Source organism: Nitrospinota bacterium (genome assembly GCA_016235255.1).
Classification (GTDB): domain Bacteria; phylum Nitrospinota_A; class UBA7883; order UBA7883; family JACRLM01; genus JACRLM01.
Genome location: JACRLM010000063.1, coordinates 14,121 through 31,453, shown reverse-complemented (window position 1 = coordinate 31,453; position 17,333 = coordinate 14,121). Strand labels below are relative to the sequence as shown.

Sequence of the window (17,333 nt, the reverse complement as noted above, 5' to 3'; positions counted from 1 at the left end):
AATGGCGATTCCGGTTTCCTCTTTCATAGAAGAGCTTAAAAACCGCCGGGACATCGGCGCGAACATCGTCCATCACCGCCACATCCCCCCTGTCGCCGCGAACATGGCCGCGTTGCCGGACAGGCTCCACCCAAAACTTCGCGAAAGGCTTGTTTCACGCGGGCTTGAGAATGTGTACTCCCACCAGGCGCAGGCCATCGAAGCGGCGCTCGATGGCAAGGACGTCATCGTCTCCACCCCCACCGCATCGGGCAAAACGTTATGCTACGCGGCGCCGGTGATCCATGAGCTTTTGACGGGCAATGAGTCCACGGCGTTGTTCCTTTTCCCGTTAAAGGCGCTGGCGCGCGACCAGATTAACTCCTTTAACGGCACGGTGGAGGGGTTGCCCGGCCTTTCCCCAGCCGAAGTGTTCGACGGGGACGTGCGGCCCCATGTGCGGCGCAAAATCATGTCGCTCATGCCCAGGGCGATCTTCACCAATCCGGACATGCTCCATCTTTCAATCCTCCCATACCATGGCAAGTGGGAGGAGTTTTTCAAAAAGCTCAAATATGTGATTGTGGACGAGGCGCACACTTACAGGGGGGTTTTCGGGGGCCATGTGGCCCAGGTGTTCCGCAGGCTCCTACGCATCGCCGCAAGCTATGGCGCTTCACCGAGGTTCATTCTCTCTTCGGCCACGATAAACAATCCCGGAGCGTTCGCCAAAACCCTCACCGGGCGGGATTTTGCCGTGGTGGACAAGTCCGGCGCGCCCCGCCCCGGCGGGCATTTTGTTTTCTACAACACGGAGGGGAGCCCGTACACCGACGCTTCGAAGCTGGTTCGCGCATCGGTAAACTCCGGTTTGAAGACTATCGCGTTCACAAAGGCCCGCAAGATCACCGAGCTTATATACACATGGACCATACAGGCCGATCCGCTCCTTGCCGGCAGGATCGGCAATTACCGCGCCGGATTCCTCCCCGCCGAACGGCGAAAGATAGAGGAAGACCTGTTTTCCGGCAAGATGGACGGCGTGATAACCACTTCCGCTTTGGAGATGGGGGTGGACATCGGCGGGCTGGACGTATGCGTGCTCGTCGGCTATCCCGGCACTATCATAAACACATGGCAGCGCGGCGGGCGTGTGGGGCGCGGGGCAAACGAGTTCCTGATACTGCTTGTGGCCCAGCAGGACGCGCTCGACCAGCATTTTGTCAGGAATCCAGAGGACTTTTTCCGCCGGGGCTTCGAGGCGGCGGTGATAGACCCGGACAACGAGTATATCTTGAGAGGCCACATCCCGTGCGCAGCAATGGAGCTTCCAATCGGCTCCGATGACCCGTATTTCGAACCTGGGAAACGGGCCGCGCTGTTCGCGCAAATGGAGAAAGACCGGCTCATCGCCATGTCCATGGAATCGGGCAAGTGGCTTTGCCCCCGCAAAAATCCGCATCGCGACGTGGATATCCGCTCCGTCGGCGGCAGTTTCACAATATTCGCCGAGGGGGGTGAAAAGATCATCGGCAGCCTCGGAGGGTCGCGGGTGTTCACCGAGGGGCATGAGGGATCCGTTTACCTTCACATGGGGCGGCAATATATCGTCACAAAGCTGGACCTGCAAAAACGGGCCGTCCATGTGGCCCCGATGGAGGAGCGATATTACACCCGGCCGCGCTCCGAAAAAGAGACCGATATATTAAAGGTCCTCGATTCCAAAGAAGTGAACGGCTTTAAGATATGCCTGGGCCGGCTGAAGGTGAAAGAACAGGTGACAGGCTATGAGAAACGCTCCATATTCGGACAGGAGTCCCTGGGCGTTGTTGACCTGGACATGCCGGTGACGGAGTTTGAGACCGTCGGGTTCTGGATCGAGATCGGCGAGCAGGCGCGAATGGACGTGGAACGCAGGCAACTGGGATTCATGGGAGGCATCCACGCCTTCGAACACGCCGCCATATCCCTTTTCCCCCTTTTCGCCCTGTGCGACAGGGACGATATAGGCGGCATCTCCTATCCGATGTATCCGGCCCTTGGCAAGAGCGCCGTGTTCTTCTACGATGGATATCCGGGCGGAGTGGGGCTTTGCGAGGCGGGATACGGCAAAGTGGAGGGGCTGTGGGAGGCGGCGTACAAACTGCTCAAAGAATGCCCCTGCGAAGAAGGGTGCCCCTCGTGCATCCATTCGCCCAAATGCGGCTCCGGCAACAAGCCGCTGGACAAGAAGGCGGCCCGGATACTTTTATCGTACTTTACCGGAGTGAAAAAGACTGTGAAAGAAGAGACGGCGGAACCTGCTCCCGGGATCGAACCCGCCGCCAAAGTGGAACAGGCCGCCCCCGGGATCACATATTACGACCCGGCCCCGGAACGGCGGATACTGTTCTTTGACATCGAAACGCAGAAAAGCGCCGGGGATGTTGGTGGATGGGACAAGCTGGACAAGATGCGGCTGGCGGTGGCGGTGGTGTACGACTCCCGCGAGAAACGCAATATCCGGTATTGGGAAAAGGACGCCGCCGCGTTGGTGGAAAAACTTTTGTCCGCCGACCTGGTGGTGGGATTTAACCATGTGAAATTCGATTACGGGGTACTTGCCGCGTACACGGACATTGAGCTTGCCCGCGAGGTGAAGTCGTTTGATATATTGCTGGACGTTCACACAAGGCTCGGTTTCCGCCTGAGCCTGGACCATCTGGCCACCGCCACGCTTGGCAAGGGGAAGACGGCGGACGGGCTGCAGTCGCTCAAATGGTGGGCGGAGGGGAAACACGAGCAGGTGGCCGAATACTGCGAGGGGGACGTGGCGGTGACCAAGGAGCTTTTCGAATACGGACTGGAGAACCGGCGGCTAGTGTACCGGATGAAAAGCGGCGAACTCGCGCGGCTTGCGCTGGACTGGGACCTGGAAAAGATTATCGCAAAGGCCGGGGAGGACACGCGGCCGAAACGGAGGATAAAGTTTTGACCAAGGGGCCAAAGACAGCCGTAATCGTCCCATCGGCCGGATCCGGGATACGGATGGGGGGGGATGTGAAAAAACAGTTCATGAGCCTTCGCGGAAGGCCTGTGCTTGCATGGACACTCTCGGAGCTGTGCGCCTCTCCCGCAATTGATGAAATAATAGTCGTGGCTCCGGCCGGGGAAATCGAATTCGTCAAAAACGAAATCATCGCCCGGCACGGCATTTCCAAGGTCAGCGCTGTGGTGGAAGGGGGAGCGACACGGCAGGAGTCGGTGATCCGGGGATTCGCCGCAGTGTCGCATGACGCGCAAATCATCATGACCCACGACGGAGTGCGGCCATTCGTGACAGGCGAAATAATCGAACGCACGGTGGCGATGGCGGCCGGGCGCGGCGCGGCCGTGGCGGCCATATTTGTGAAGGACACGTTGAAAAAGACTGTTGGTGGCGTAATCGCCGGGGCCATGGAGCGCGAAGGGGCGGTGCGCATACAGACGCCGCAGGCTTTCGGACGGGAAGTTTTTCAAAAAGCGGTGGAGGCGGCGGCCCGCGATGGATTCACCGCGCCGGACGAGTCCACCCTGGCCGAACGCATCGGCGCTGCCGTGTGGACAGTCGAGGGGAGCGAGATGAACATCAAGATCACTTCGCCGGAAGACATCAAAATGGCGGAGGCATTCACCGCGGCAATGGCGGGATGACTCCGGGCTGATCCGGCGCACGCTCCACGCTGGATTTATCAAGCCGCATTGCCTTATCATATGCGATTGACCAATTTGGAGTGTGACATGAGGATACTGCCAGCCATCGACCTTATGGACGGCAAGGTTGTGCGCCTGACGAAGGGCGATTTCCGCAAGAAGAAGGTGTATTCAGACAACCCGGCGGAATTTGCGCTCAAATGGGCGGACATGGGGGCCGAGGGACTTCACCTTGTGGACCTGGACGGAGCCAAGGCTGGCAAACCAGTGAACAAGGCGGCCATCAGGGCCATTGTGGACGCGGCGGGGATTCCGGTGGAAATAGGTGGCGGCATACGTTCCGTACAGGCTGTAACCGAGTATCTTGACCTTGGAGTATCGCAGGTGATCCTGGGGACGGCGGCCATAGAGAATCCGGACCTGGCGTTGGCCGCGGCCGACGCGCATCCCGACCGCATCCTTGTGGGCATAGACGTGAAAAACGGGAAGCCTGCCACTAAAGGGTGGCTGGAGACGGTGGACGCGGACCCCGTGGCCCTGGCCGAACGGTTCGCGGCCATGGGTGTGTCCGGCATCATATACACGGACATCTCGCGCGACGGCATGCTGGAAGGGCCAAACCTCGAGGGGCTGAAAATCTTCGCTTCCGCGGTGGACATCCCGGTCACCGCGTCCGGCGGCGTGACCACCATCGAAGACGTTCATTCCATCAAAAAGCTGGAGAAATTCGGCGTTTCGGCGATGATCATAGGCAAGGCGATCTACGAGGAGACCCTCGACCTTACAGAGGCCATCGCCATTTGCCGGAAGGAGGCGCCATGACGCTAAAGAAAAGAATAATCCCTTGTCTGGACGTCACAGAAGGACGTGTGGTGAAAGGGGTGAAGTTTTTGAACCTGCGGGACGCGGGCGACCCTGTGGAAATCGCCCGGATGTACGACGAGCAGGGGGCCGACGAGCTAACTTTCCTGGACATCACCGCATCCCATGAAAAACGTGACATCATCCTGGACGTTGTGGCAGGCGCCGCCGAACAGGTGTTCATGCCCCTCACCGTGGGCGGGGGAGTGCGGACACTGGACGACATACACAGCCTTCTGCGCGCCGGGGCGGACAAGGTGGCCATAAACACGGCCGCGGTGAAAAACCCGGAGTTCGTGCGCGACGCCGCGCAAAAGTTCGGAAGCCAGTGCATCGTGGTGGCGATAGACGCCAAACGAAGGCAGGGGGCCGAAGGCTGGGAAGTGTTCATCCATGGCGGCAGGACCCCCACGGGGCACGACGCGGTGGAATGGGCCGTAAAAATGGAAAACCTCGGGGCGGGCGAAATATTGCTCACCTCCATGGACGCCGACGGGACGAAACAAGGGTATGACATCGGGTTGACCGGAGCGGTAAGCCGCGCCGTGACGATACCTGTGATCGCCTCCGGCGGCGTGGGGACGCTCGAGCACATGTACGAAGGGCTGAACGAGGGGGGGGCTGACGCTGTGCTGGCGGCGTCCATATTCCATTTCCGCGAATACACAATAGGCGAGGCCAAACGCTATCTGCATGAAAGGGGGACGCCTGTGCGTCTTGTGGAAAGCCATGAATGACGACATCATAAAGCAAATCTACGCCGTGGCGGTGGAGCGAAAGAAAGCCGACCCGAAAAGCTCCTATGTGGCAAGCCTCTACGCCAAGGGGGAGGACAAGATACTCGAAAAGGTTGGCGAGGAGGCGGTGGAGACCATATTGGCGCACAAGACCGGGGACCGGGGTCAGATCGTTTACGAGACGGCGGACATGTGGTTCCACTCCATCGTGGCGCTGGCGCAAAAGGACATCCCGGTGGACGACGTTCTGGCCGAGCTGCAATCGCGCTTCGGCAAGACGGGCCTTCGCGAAAAGGAATGAGGCGCCATGGCTGGCGGTAAACACGGAAAGCCGTCCGGCGGCGGAAAAAGGGAGGGCAGGCCCCTTCCATCCATCCAGAACAGGAACGCCCGCCACAACTATCACATCCTGGAGTCGCTGGAGGCGGGGGTCGCCCTCACCGGCGCCGAGGTGAAGTCCATCCGGGGCGGCAAGGTTCAGATGAAGGACGCCTTCGCCCGGGTGCACAAAGGTGAGGTGTGGCTTATGGGGATGCACATAACGCCCTATGAAAGCCGCAACACTTTCGTGGCCGATTACGACCCGATGAGGAACCGCAAGCTGCTGTTGCACCATCGCCAGATAAAAAAGCTGACCGAGTCCACCGCCGAAAAAGGGCTGGCCCTTGTGCCGCTGAAACTTTATTTCAAGAAAGGGCTCGTAAAAATCGAGCTTGGCGTGGGCAAGGGGAAAAAGCTTTATGACAAGCGGGAGGACATCAAGAGCCGCGACGCGCAGCGGGAGATGGACCGGGCGATGAGGAAATAGAAATGAAAAACACATTTGCACATCTCCCATTTATTGCAATAGTTCTGAATTAGTTGTGCGCAAGTTTGGCGCTGACAAGCCTGTTCAGGCTCACTCCTTCTTCCATGGCCTCCATCGCAAGCTGCCTGTGCACCTCCGGCGGCACGCGCACGATAAATTTGCCGCTATAGGACTTTGTCGAGATTGGCTCCGGGATTTGTTCGCCGGAACGGGCCATGTCGCCCACCACTTTTTTGACCAGTTCGCGGACTCCCGCAAGCGCCGCCTCCTGCGTTTTGGCAAGCCAGCTTAGCGACGGGAACTCGACACAAAGCCCCACATATTCACGGTCCTCCGCAGACCACGATATTCGGTATGTGTAAGGGTCTTTAACCTTCATTCCGCTCCATCTCCAAACGCCCGACGGCTTTTAACACCTGCCGCACCTGATACACCTTTGCGCGGCCGTTGTCGTTTTGGACATTCACCCTTGGGTCGCCAATCCACGGGGTCTTATAAATCCTGTGGCTGCCGCCAGAATTCCGGGGCTTGCCAAAATAAAAATCGCATACCATGCACAATGTTTTGTAACGGACACCGGCGGGGTTATTCCGCATTTCATGCAATATGCCCGCTATCCTCGCCATAAACAAATGGTATCACTATTGATATCATCAGTCAACGTCTTCACGGCCCGCCATCCACTCCTCCATCTCCTTCCCCGCCCGTTCCAGTATCATGGCGCGGCGCAGCTTGCGCCCTTTCCCCTCATCATCTATCGGCGGGAACAGGGAGAAGTTCATGTTGGCCGGCTGGAATGTTTCCGCCCGGGCCGGATCTGTTATGTGGCCGAGAAGCGCGCCTAACGTGGTGGCGGGCGGCGGCGGCGTGAATGGCCGCCCCAAAAGCCGGGCGGCGGCGGACAGCGCCGCCATGTGCCCCATGGCGATGGACTCCACATACCCTTCCACCCCCGTGATCTGCCCGGCGAGAAAAATCCCCGGAGCGCTTTTCAACGACATGTCCGCGTTGAGCGTCCGCGGTGAATTGATGTATGTGTTGCGGTGGAGCGATCCGTGCCGCAGGAATCTTGCGTTGGCCATGCCGGGTATTGTCCTAAAAACCCTTTCCTGCTCCGGATAAGTCAGCTTGGTCTGGAACCCGACCATGTTCATGGCGTCTCCCGCCTCGTTCTCCTTGCGAAGCTGGACGGCGGCGTATGGGCGGTTTCCCGTGCGAGGGTCGCGCAATCCCACCGGCTTTAGCGGCCCGAACGCCAGCGCATCGCGCCCACGGCTGGCGATCTCCTCTACGGGCAGGCACCCTTCGAAATAATATTTTTTCTCAAACTCCCGCAACGCCACGGTCTGCGCCGAAAGTAACCGGGCGACGAACGTTTCGTATTCGTCCCGTTCCATCGGCAGGTTCAGGTAATCGCCGCTTTCATCATCCCCATACCTGTCCTGTGTGAACGCGATGGACATGTCTATGGAGCCGGTCTCCACAATCGGCGCTATCGCATCGTAGAAGTAAAGGCTCTCCTGGCCGATGAGCCCTTTGAGTTTTTCCGCCATCGCGCCGGAGGTGAGCGGGCCGGTGGCGATTATCACAGTATCGTATCCTTCCGGAATGTCCGCGGCCTCTTCGCGTATCAAACGGATACCCGGTTGCGCGCCGATGGACTGCGTCACCGTCTCGCCAAGCTTGATCCTGTCCACCGCCAGCGCCCTTCCCGCCGGGACGCGGCATTTCAGGGCTTGGGCCATAAGCGGTGAACCGAGTTTAAGCAGGTCGGCCTTGAGAAGCCCCGCAGGGGTGGATAGCAATTCGGACTTGAGGGAGTTGGAGCATACAAGCTCCGCCAGCGATGCTGTGGAATGGGCCGGGGTCATCCTGCCCGGGCGCATCTCGAAAAGGTCCACCCGGCCGCGATCCCCCAATGCGCGGGCCAGGACCCACGCCGCCTCGGAGCCGGCCAGCCCGCCTCCGATAACAGCCGCTAGGCGGTCTGGGGCTCCATATCTTTCTTGAAGCCGCATTCCTTATTCGGGCATTTTAGGAATTCGCCTGATTTGAGTATCTTTTTCACCAGGAACGGATGGCCACAGTCCGGGCATTTTTCCGCCACAGGCTCGTCCCATGTGGCAAAGTCGCACTTCGGATAGTTGCCGCAGCCGTAGAAATTCTTGCCGGTCTTCGTGCGCTTGCGGACAAGCTCCCCGCCGCAACCTTCGCGCGGGCATTTCACGCCGATGCCGATCTGCTTTGTGGTCTTGCACTCCGGGTAGCGCGCGCACGCTATGTAGCGGCCGAACCTTCCGGTCTTTATCACCATGGGGGACCCGCATTTTTCACACTTCAGGTCCGTCGGCTCGTCTGGCGGGGCCTCGGGCTTTGCCACGGCGGAGCCGTCCTTGTCCAGCTTCATGGTGTTCTTGCATTCCGGATAGCCCGAACAGGCCAGAAACCTTCCGAACCTGCCGAACTTTATCACCATCGGCTTTCCGCACTTGTCGCAGACGTGGTCGGTCTTCTCCGCCTCCGCCTTCACGTTGCGCATGTTCTTTTTGGCCTTTTCCAGGTCCGCCTCGAAGGGGCGGTAAAAATCGTCGAGCGCCGACGTCCACCGTTTCTTCCCCTCCTCCACCTGGTCTAATTCCCCTTCCATCTGCGCGGTGAATTCCACGTTGAGTATGTCCGGGAAATTTTCCACAAGAAGCCCGGAGACGAGCATCCCCAGCTCCGCCGGGACGAGCTTGCGGTCCTCGATGGAGCAATATTCGCGCTCCTGGATCACGCTGACTATCCCGGCGTATGTGGAGGGCCGTCCGATCCCCTTCTCCTCCAACTCGCGGATGAGCGAAGCTTCAGTGTATCGCGGCGGCGGTTGGGTGAAATGCTGGAGCGGTTTTATATCGGCCAGGTTCACCGTCTGACCCTCCGCCAGGTCCGCCGGAAGCCGCTTGTCCTGGTCGTCCACCGCTTCGCCGTTAGTCTGTTCGCGGGTCTCCTCGTAAACTTTCAGGAACCCGGCGAATTTCATGATCGAGCCTGTGGCGCGCAGGGTGTAATCTCCGGCGGTGATGTCCACCCCGGTGACGTCGAACACCGCCTGGGCCATCTGGCAGGCGACGAACCGTTTCCATATAAGCTCGTACAGGGCCAGGTCTTCCTTGCCCAGGAATTTTTTCACCGACTCGGGCGTGCGCTCCACCGAAGTGGGGCGGATGGCCTCGTGCGCGTCCTGGGCGGACTTGCTGGTGCGGTAAATGTTCGGCTGGGCCGGCAGATAGTCCTGCCCATACTCCCGCAGCACGAACTTGCGCGCCTCGGCCACGGCCTCTTCCGAAATCCGGGTGGAGTCCGTCCTCATGTACGTTATCAGACCAGTCGGGCCTTCGTCCCCGATGTTCATCCCTTCATAAAGCTTCTGCGCCACGGACATGGTCCGTTTCGCGTTGTACCGGAGCTTTTTGCTGGCGTCCTGCTGCAGCGTGGAAGTTATGAACGGGGCGAACGGATTGCGCCTGCGCTCTTTCTTTTCGACTTTGGAGATGACAAGCGCCGCGGCCCGGATGGCGTTGACGGCCTCCTCGGCGCGCTCGCCGTTATCAATCTCTATCTTCTCACCCTTGTACTGGGCGAGCTTCACCTCGAACGGCGGCGGCGTCTTGCTCTGGGCGGAGCCTTCTATCGTCCAGTATTCCTTGGCGACGAAGGCCTTTATCTCATTTTCCCTCTCCACGATTATCCGCAGCGCCACGGACTGCACCCTGCCGGCCGATAGCCCCTTGCGGACTTTCTCCCAAAGCAGCGGCGATATCTTGTAGCCCACAAGCCTGTCGAGTATGCGCCGGGCCATCTGGGCGTTCACCTTGTCGGTGTCTATTTCGCCGGGATTGTTTATCGCGGCCTGCACCGCCTTCTTGGTTATTTCGTTGAACAGGACGCGGTATATCTTCTTGCCTTTGCCGCCGATCTCGTCGGCCAGATGGGCGGCGATGGCCTCCCCTTCCCGGTCCGGGTCGGGCGCCAGGTATATGGTGTCAACGCGCTTTGCGGCGTCCTTGAGTTCCTTTAAAACCTTCGCCTTCCCCTTGATGGTCACGAATTCGGGCTTGTAGCCGTTCTCTATGTCCACCCCGAGCTTGGACTTGGGAAGGTTCTTTATATGCCCCATGGACGCCAGAACGTCCATGTCCTTGCCCAGATATCTTTTCAGAGTCGTCGCCTTCGCCGGCGACTCCACCACAACAAGACCTTTACCCATCGTAGGACAATCCAACCTGTTTAACCGGCTATGAACAACTTGCCGGGCATCTGTTTTACCTTGCCTTTGAGTTCAAGGGTCAGGAGTATAGCAGATACCATATTCGATGGCAAACCGCACATCTGGCTTATGATATCGATATGCAGCGCCTCCGGGCCCATCGCTTCAATCACCATGAGCTCCTCCCCTTCGATTTTTTCCTCCGTTTCAAGCGGCAGACTCGCCTGGCGGCTTGCCATCGCCGAGCGGACGTAATCCGGCAGTTCATCGAGGATGTCCTCCACTCCCTGCACAAGCTTTGCGTGGCCGCGCTTGATGAGTTTGTTGGTCCCGGCGCTGTTCTGGGAGTTGACCGGGCCGGGGAGCGCGAACACGTCTCGGTTGTCGTCAATTGCCGCGTAGGCGGTGATCAGCGCCCCGCTTTTTTCCGCCGCCTCTATCACAAGCGTCCCCAGCGAAAGGCCGGATATGATCCTGTTTCGCATCGGGAAATTCATTTTGTCCGGCGCGGCGGCGAAAGGGAACTGGCTGACCACGGCGCCGTGGCCGCAAATGGATTCCTGCAGCTCCCTGTGCTCCGGCGGATAGATGATGTTCACGCCGCAGCCGAGGGCGGCCACAGTCCTCCCACCCGCCGCGATGGCGGCGCGGTGCGCTATGGCGTCCACCCCCCGCGCCAGGCCGGACACCACCGTCAGCCCGGCCTTCGTCAATCCTTCCACCAGCCGCTCGGCCATCAGCTTGCCATAGGCCGTGGGGCGCCTTGTGCCCACCACCGCGATGGACACGGTGTCCGCCTCCTCCCATTTCCCCTTTATATATAGAACGGGAGGGGGCGAATAGGCGTTCCTTAGCGGGACGGGATAACACTCCTCGCCGAGCAAAACTATGGTGACTCCGGTTTTCTGGGCGAGTTCCACCTCCCTTGCGGCGGTCTTCAAAGGATTTGCCTGGACTATCTTGCGGGCCAGATTCTCGTAGACCCCTTCAACCCCCTTCAAAGAATCAGGTTGGGCGCGGAACACATCCCCGGCGGATCCGAACGCCGCCACAAGCCTGTGATATATCATCGGCCCGATGAAAGGCACGGCGTTAAGGGCTATCCGGTAAAGGCGCTCGTCATCGGTCATAACACGGCGTTTAAGTTTTTAATCGATCTCTATGAAGTTCAGGTCTTTGTGGTAAGTCTCTTCCAGCCTCCACAAGGCTGCCAGCGACAAGGCCACGCACACACATCCCACAATGGCGGCCGCCCCGGTTATCCCCACGATGTCTTTGAGCAGTTTGAAGGAGAACGTGATGGGAATCACCGTCCCACGGATGAAATTCGGGACGGTGGAGGCCACCGTGGCCCGCAGGTTGGACCCGAACTGCTCCGCCGCCACCGTGATGAAAACCGCCCAGTACCCTATGGCGAATCCCAGGACCACGCATACGGTATAGAAGTGGCTGGCGGACTGGCCGTTCATCGAAAGGTAATATCCGATGATCACCATGGCCAGAAGCTGGAAGGCCAGCACCACTTTTTTCCTGCTGCCGATGTACTGGCTCAAGAATCCGCTGGCGAAATCGCCGAATATAAGGCCGATATAACAGTACATCACGGCGTTCCCGGCGCTCACGTCCCCGGCGATATTCATCGCCTTGGCGAATTCCGGGGCGAATGTTATCAGCACACCGACGGCAAACCATAGCGGCAGGCCGATCAGGATGGAATTCATATACCGCCAGAAACGGTCCTTCGATGTGAACAGGCTGAAAAAGTCCCCCCTGCGGGCGCCGGAGGCCTCCATGGCGCGGAACATGCCTGATTCGTACACGCTAACCCTCAACACCAGCAACGCCATGCCAAGCCCGGCGCCGATGAAGAACGCGGCGCGCCAGTCGAAATTTTTCGCCACAAAGTTGGCCAGCACCGCCCCAGCCACACCCACCGAGGCTATCACCATTGTGCCGTAGCCCCGCGTCTCTTTGGGGAGAGTCTCGAGCACCAGCGTCACCCCCGCGCCCAGCTCCCCGGCCAGCCCCACCCCGGCGATAAACCGCCAGGCGGCGTAGCCTTCCAACGAATGCACAAAACCGTTGGCCAGGTTGGCCAGCGAATACAGGAATATGGAGCCGAAAAGGACGGTCAGCCGCCCTCTTTTATCCCCCATCACACCCCAGATCAATCCGCCTGTGAGCATCCCGCCCATCTGCATATTCAGCAGGAACACACCTTCGTTAAGCAGGTCCTTCCCGTCCAGCCCCAGCTCTTTCAGGCTCGGCACCCGGACGATGCTGAACAGGATCAGGTCGTATATGTCCACGAAATAGCCGAGGGAGGCCACGATGACCGGCACGCTGAACACTTTGACGGAGTTTTGGAAGTTTGCCCCTTCGCCGTTTGCGGAAAAATTCATTGCGCGTCCCGTTTGAAGTTCAATGGCGCCAAAAGCGATTCATTGCGCCGGCACAGCGCGGCCAGTATAATTCAATCCGGAGGGTTTGTAAAACCGGGGGGTCATTACCTTGGCGCGGCGGTTCCCACCAAAATATGTCATCTATTTAAAAGGAACTTTTCCGGCACATGGACTACATAAAGTGGCTTGTTGACGTTGTCTTGCATCTGGACAAGCACATAGGTTTTCTCATTGATCTATACGGGAACTGGACCTATGTGATCTTTTTCACGATCATCTTCATGGAAACGGGCCTTGTGGTGGCCCCGTTGCTTCCGGGGGACTCCCTGCTTTTCGCCATAGGCGCCTTCGCCGCGCTGGGCCATTTCAACGTTTACATGATGGCGGGGCTTCTTGTCATCGCGGCCATCCTGGGGGATTTCGTGAACTACTGGGTGGGATATTACGTCGGCCCGAAAGTGTTCCAGAAGGAAAATTCATGGGTGATAAACACCAAAAACCTCATCAAGACCCGGGACTTTTTCGAGCGCCACGGCGGAAAGACCATAATCATCGCCAGGTTCATGCCTGTGATACGCACTTTCGCCCCATTCGTGGCCGGCATCGGCAAAATGAGCTATGGGAGGTTTCTGGCCTTTAACGTGACAGGGGCCATTTCGTGGGTGGCGCTGTTTGTCTTCGGCGGCTACTTTTTCGGCAATATCCCGGTGGTCAAGAGCAACTTCACCCTGGTGATAATGGCGATCATAGTCATGTCCATCACGCCCGGCGTTTACCATTTCACACAGTCCAGGCTTGCGCAAAGAAGCTCCGGCGAGGCCGGGAAGGTTGACGAGAAGGATATGAATTGAAAAGCTTTTCCATTTTTCCAGGCGGACAGCCGCGGGAAACGCGCTGACCGGCCTTAAATGGCGAAAAAATATTTTTTTATTCAGCGAGTATGGTTTCATTGCTTGCAAATTCTGGTATAATAAAACTTGTCGGCCTGATAACGGAAATCAGCCGGCCGGCCCAGGGGGAAAGCCGCTTATCCGAAAAGAAAGCAGTCTGTGTGGTTTCGGAGAGTTCCAGATGATGGATGGCTTTGCCTTGATGACGAATGTTTTTATGAACGTTGACATCCGCCAAGGGTCCGTTTCCACCCCCCCTGACACCAACGGATTGAACTATATGCGCATCGCGGCGTATTATCAATCCTGGACGGCCCTCCTGATAAAAATATAACCGATGCGGAAAAAAGCAGTATTTCTCGCCGCCTTCTGGGTAATCATGATTTTCACCCGCATGGCTGCCAGTTCCTATGCCGGGGATGTGGAGGAAGAACGCCTGTGGATTTCCTTGGACGTTTTCCCGAGAATCGTATCGGTGGACCAGGAACTGGCGAAAAAGGTCTCGCCCGGCGGCGCGGTCAAGCTGCTGCTTTTATACGGTGACAAGAAGGAGACCGCCGAGAAAGCCGGCAAATACCTTAAAAAACGCCTGGCGAACATAAGCGGGTTCCCTGTGGAGATCACGCTGGACAACAAGCCTTCATGCGCGGGATACACCGCCATGATGCTCACGGAAAAACTGAACGACCAGCTGTTCCAGAAGGCGCTGGGGTGCGCCGTGGAGAACGGGATTATCCTTTTCTCCCCCTATGACGACGATGTCCCGCGCGGCGCAACCGCCAGCGTGCTGATCAAGATCAAGGTGGAGCCTTATTTCAACAAGAACACCCTGGCCAAATCGCACCTGCAGATCAACAAAACGGTCCTGAAATTCTCCAGCGTCTATGAGTAGATTCCGGATTGCAAGCCGCCTGACGATCCTGCTGCCCTCCTCTGTGGCCCTGATGGGGCTGGCGCTGGCCCTTGGTGTGCTGCTTTACTGGCAGTTCTCCATCATCCCGTCCATCAGGACAAGCGAACAGGCCAAGGCCGAAGTCATCATGATGTACGCCACGCACATGGTGGAGGCTTCCCTGGAGGAGAATGATCCAGGCGCCATAGAGCGCACGATCAAGCGGCTGATGCTGATGACCGATCCGGTCACAGGGAAGAAACTTTTTCTCGGCATAGACGTATCCACCGTGGACGGGCAGGCATTAAGCGAGAAGAACGACCCGGCCGCCTCGCGCTCCTTCGTGGTGAGCGCTCCTTTCTATTCCCAGGCCACACAGGACCTGCGCGGCGAAATCGCCGTCGTTTACAACGATTATCTTTACAAGCGCCTGGTGGAAGACGCCAGGAAAAACCTTCTTTATATCCTTCTTTTGATCGCCGGGGGCGCGTTCGGCTTTTACCTTCTTGTGAACATGCTGTTGCGGCCGCTGGCTTCCCTTGCAGACGGGTTGTCCAGCGTCAACTTCGCCGGGCTGGCCTCCCTCCCGCCGGTGAAAGGATACCTGACCGGCGAGATCAGCCAGGTGGCCATCGCAATGACCGACCTTTTCAAGAGGCTGGACTCCGCATGGAAATCGGAGAGGGCGACCGAAGAGCGGCTCCAGGCGATGACGGACAACACCATTTCCGCCATATATATGAGGGACCTGGAAGGCAAATTCCTGCTGGTCAACAGGCAGTGGGAAAAGATATTCAGCGCAAGCGCCCCGGAAGTGATAGGAAAGACCCCGCACGACTTCCTGCCAAAGGAGATGGCGGACAGGATCATTCTTTCGGACCACGAGTCCATCCGGAGCGGGGGGCCGATAGAATTCGAGGAAACGGCCCCGTTCAATGACGGGCAGCCGGCCACGTACCTTACCATCAAATTCCCCATCCGCTCCCATGAGGGGAAAATATACGCCGTGTGCGGCATTTCCACGGACATTTCCGAGCGCAAGGCGGCCGAGGAAATACTGCGGGATTCCCACGTGAAACTCGAGGAGATGGTCGCCAAGCGCACCCATGAACTGCGGGTGGCCAAGGAACGGGCCGAGGAGGCAACCAAGATAAAGGACAGGTTCGTGTCGCTGGTCTCGCACGACCTTAAATCGCCGTTGCAGTCCATACGTTTCATCACGGAGCTCATGAAGATCAATTTCGGCGTTTCCCAGCCCCCCAAGATCGCCGAGCAGATCACCTCCATCAACCAGATAATCGAACAGATGGTGGGGATGATAGACGAACTGCTGAGCCTCAGCCGCCTGCAGAGCGGGTCTATAAAGCTGAACCTGGAGTTGATGGACTGCCATCACATGGCCCAGGACGTGATCGAGAAGGTGAACCCTGTGGCGGAGAAAAAAGGGGTGCGCCTTGTCAACGAAGTGCCCAAAAAGACGGTCACATACGCGGACCCTCATCTTTTCTACGAAGTGCTGTCCAACATCATGTCCAACGCGATCAAGTTCTCCAAAAACGGAAGCGAGGTGACCGTGTTTGCCCCGGGGAACGGGAAGGGAGTGGTGGCGGTGAAAGACTCCGGAGTGGGCATAAGCGAAAAACTGCTCCCCCACCTTTTCAGTATGGAGATAAAGACCACCACCATCGGCACGGGGGGCGAAAAGGGGAGCGGGCTTGGGCTTCCGCTGTGCCACGAAATCATCCGGGCCCACGGCGGGGAGATACTGGTGGAAACACAGCCTGAAAAGGGAAGCGTCTTCTACATCGCCATGCCAGACCTTGTGTTCGACAGGCGATAACTCTTCTCCGGCCCCATCGCCGCCAGGCGCATGGAGCCTTCTCTTGAAGAGCCCGCGCCGTTGTGAGATATTAAATCCCCATGAACAAACACCCGCGCGCAACATCACGCAGCGGGCACATCCATGAAGGAGCTTGGAATAATGACTATAGGCGTTATAGGCGGCAGCGGGCTTTACGAGATGGAGGGTCTTACGGACGTGCGCACCGAGCGTGTCCGCACTCCCTTTGGCGATCCTTCCGACGATTTTGTGACAGGCAGGCTCAACGGCGTTGAAATGGCCTTTCTCCCGCGCCACGGCCGGGGGCACCGCATCCTTCCCTCCGAGCTTAACTTCCGGGCAAACATTTGGGGGATGAAAAAGCTGGGGGTCACGCGGATCATATCCGTTTCCGCCGTCGGATCTTTAAAGCTTGAGATAGAGCCGGGCCACGCCGTGGTGGTGGACCAGTTCATAGACAGGACCAGGGGAAAAAGGGCGGACACGTTTTTCGGGAACGGCGTTGTGGCCCATGTCGCCTTCGCCGACCCCGTGTGCCCGCATCTATCGGACGTCCTTTACAAGGCCACCAATACAATCGGCTGGAAATCCCACAAAGGCGGCACGTACGTCTGCATGGAAGGGCCGCTGTTCTCCACGAAGGCCGAATCGCATCTGTACCGCTCCTGGGGGGCGGAGGTGATCGGCATGACGAACCTGCAGGAGGCCAAGCTGGCCCGTGAGGCGGAGATATGCTACGCGACCATCGCCCTGGCCACCGACTACGACTGCTGGCACGACGAGATAGTGACTGTGGAGCAGGTGATCGCCACCATGAACAAGAACGTGGCAAACTCCAAGGCGGCGATAAGGGCCGCCGTCCCCATGATCGCCGCGGAACGGACCTGCGGCTGCAAGGACGCGCTCCGGCACGGGATCATGACCAATCCGGCTATGATACCGGACAAGACCAAGCGGGACCTTGACCTGATAATCGGCAAGTACATTTCTTAGGAAGGAAGCG

At 58.4% G+C, this 17,333-nt stretch carries 15 protein-coding genes; 10 read left to right on the top strand and 5 right to left on the bottom strand.

What is annotated here, in order from left to right; all coding sequences use genetic code 11:
- Window position 1: 1 nt before the first annotated feature.
- The 6 genes from HZB29_07985 to smpB all read left to right on the top strand — a co-directional run bounded on the left by HZB29_07985 (window position 2) and on the right by smpB (window position 6,057).
- Window positions 2-2,953: a DEAD/DEAH box helicase gene (locus HZB29_07985; GenBank protein MBI5815537.1), complete on the top strand. Its 2,952-nt coding sequence runs from the start codon at window positions 2-4 to the stop codon at window positions 2,951-2,953.
- The gene (ispD, locus tag HZB29_07980; protein ID MBI5815536.1) at window positions 2,950-3,651 is read left to right on the top strand and encodes a 2-C-methyl-D-erythritol 4-phosphate cytidylyltransferase; all 702 of its coding nucleotides are present in this window, start codon (window positions 2,950-2,952) and stop codon (window positions 3,649-3,651) included. Before HZB29_07985 ends, ispD begins: the two co-directional genes overlap by 4 nt.
- Before the next feature lie 87 nt (window positions 3,652-3,738).
- Window positions 3,739-4,473 (top strand): 1-(5-phosphoribosyl)-5-[(5-phosphoribosylamino)methylideneamino]imidazole-4-carboxamide isomerase, encoded by a 735-nt coding sequence (hisA, locus tag HZB29_07975; protein ID MBI5815535.1) that lies wholly within the window; start codon window positions 3,739-3,741, stop codon window positions 4,471-4,473.
- The gene (gene hisF, locus HZB29_07970; GenBank protein ID MBI5815534.1) at window positions 4,470-5,249 is read left to right on the top strand and encodes an imidazole glycerol phosphate synthase subunit HisF; all 780 of its coding nucleotides are present in this window, start codon (window positions 4,470-4,472) and stop codon (window positions 5,247-5,249) included. Before hisA ends, hisF begins: the two co-directional genes overlap by 4 nt.
- A complete protein-coding gene (locus HZB29_07965; GenBank protein MBI5815533.1) occupies window positions 5,242-5,550 on the top strand; it encodes a phosphoribosyl-ATP diphosphatase in 309 nt (102 codons plus the stop codon). The genes hisF and HZB29_07965 overlap by 8 nt, the downstream gene beginning before the upstream one ends.
- A 6-nt stretch (window positions 5,551-5,556) precedes the next feature.
- Window positions 5,557-6,057, top strand: coding sequence for an SsrA-binding protein SmpB (gene smpB / locus HZB29_07960; protein ID MBI5815532.1), 501 nt, complete (start codon window positions 5,557-5,559; stop codon window positions 6,055-6,057).
- Window positions 6,058-6,106: 49 nt separating this feature from the next.
- On the opposite strand, the gene HZB29_07955 is transcribed toward smpB, so the two are convergent.
- From HZB29_07955 to HZB29_07935, 5 genes are all read right to left on the bottom strand, one after another.
- Window positions 6,107-6,436 carry a type II toxin-antitoxin system HicB family antitoxin gene (locus HZB29_07955; protein MBI5815531.1) on the bottom strand — a complete coding sequence of 110 codons (330 nt, stop codon included), beginning with the start codon at window positions 6,434-6,436 and terminating at the stop codon, window positions 6,107-6,109.
- Between the two features lie 274 nt (window positions 6,437-6,710).
- Window positions 6,711-8,075, bottom strand: a complete 1,365-nt coding sequence (trmFO, locus tag HZB29_07950) for a methylenetetrahydrofolate--tRNA-(uracil(54)-C(5))-methyltransferase (FADH(2)-oxidizing) TrmFO (GenBank protein ID MBI5815530.1) — start codon at window positions 8,073-8,075, stop codon at window positions 6,711-6,713.
- Window positions 8,036-10,306 carry a type I DNA topoisomerase gene (gene topA, locus HZB29_07945; protein ID MBI5815529.1) on the bottom strand — a complete coding sequence of 757 codons (2,271 nt, stop codon included), beginning with the start codon at window positions 10,304-10,306 and terminating at the stop codon, window positions 8,036-8,038. Before topA ends, trmFO begins: the two co-directional genes overlap by 40 nt.
- A 20-nt stretch (window positions 10,307-10,326) precedes the next feature.
- Complete coding sequence (dprA, locus tag HZB29_07940) at window positions 10,327-11,436, bottom strand: DNA-protecting protein DprA (GenBank protein ID MBI5815528.1); 1,110 nt, start codon at window positions 11,434-11,436, stop codon at window positions 10,327-10,329.
- A gap of 18 nt (window positions 11,437-11,454) precedes the next feature.
- Window positions 11,455-12,708, bottom strand: a complete 1,254-nt coding sequence (locus tag HZB29_07935) for an MFS transporter (protein MBI5815527.1) — start codon at window positions 12,706-12,708, stop codon at window positions 11,455-11,457.
- A 167-nt stretch (window positions 12,709-12,875) separates the two neighbouring features.
- Between HZB29_07935 and HZB29_07930 the strand changes: the two genes are divergently transcribed.
- From HZB29_07930 to mtnP, 4 genes are all read left to right on the top strand, one after another.
- The gene (locus HZB29_07930) at window positions 12,876-13,559 is read left to right on the top strand and encodes a DedA family protein (protein ID MBI5815526.1); all 684 of its coding nucleotides are present in this window, start codon (window positions 12,876-12,878) and stop codon (window positions 13,557-13,559) included.
- A 376-nt stretch (window positions 13,560-13,935) separates the two neighbouring features.
- The gene (locus HZB29_07925) at window positions 13,936-14,490 is read left to right on the top strand and encodes a hypothetical protein (protein MBI5815525.1); all 555 of its coding nucleotides are present in this window, start codon (window positions 13,936-13,938) and stop codon (window positions 14,488-14,490) included.
- On the top strand, window positions 14,483-16,330 hold the full coding sequence (locus tag HZB29_07920; protein MBI5815524.1) for a PAS domain-containing sensor histidine kinase: 1,848 nt from the start codon (window positions 14,483-14,485) through the stop codon (window positions 16,328-16,330). The genes HZB29_07925 and HZB29_07920 overlap by 8 nt, the downstream gene beginning before the upstream one ends.
- Before the next feature lie 123 nt (window positions 16,331-16,453).
- Window positions 16,454-17,323 carry an S-methyl-5'-thioadenosine phosphorylase gene (mtnP, locus tag HZB29_07915; protein ID MBI5815523.1) on the top strand — a complete coding sequence of 290 codons (870 nt, stop codon included), beginning with the start codon at window positions 16,454-16,456 and terminating at the stop codon, window positions 17,321-17,323.
- Window positions 17,324-17,333: the final 10 nt, after the last annotated feature.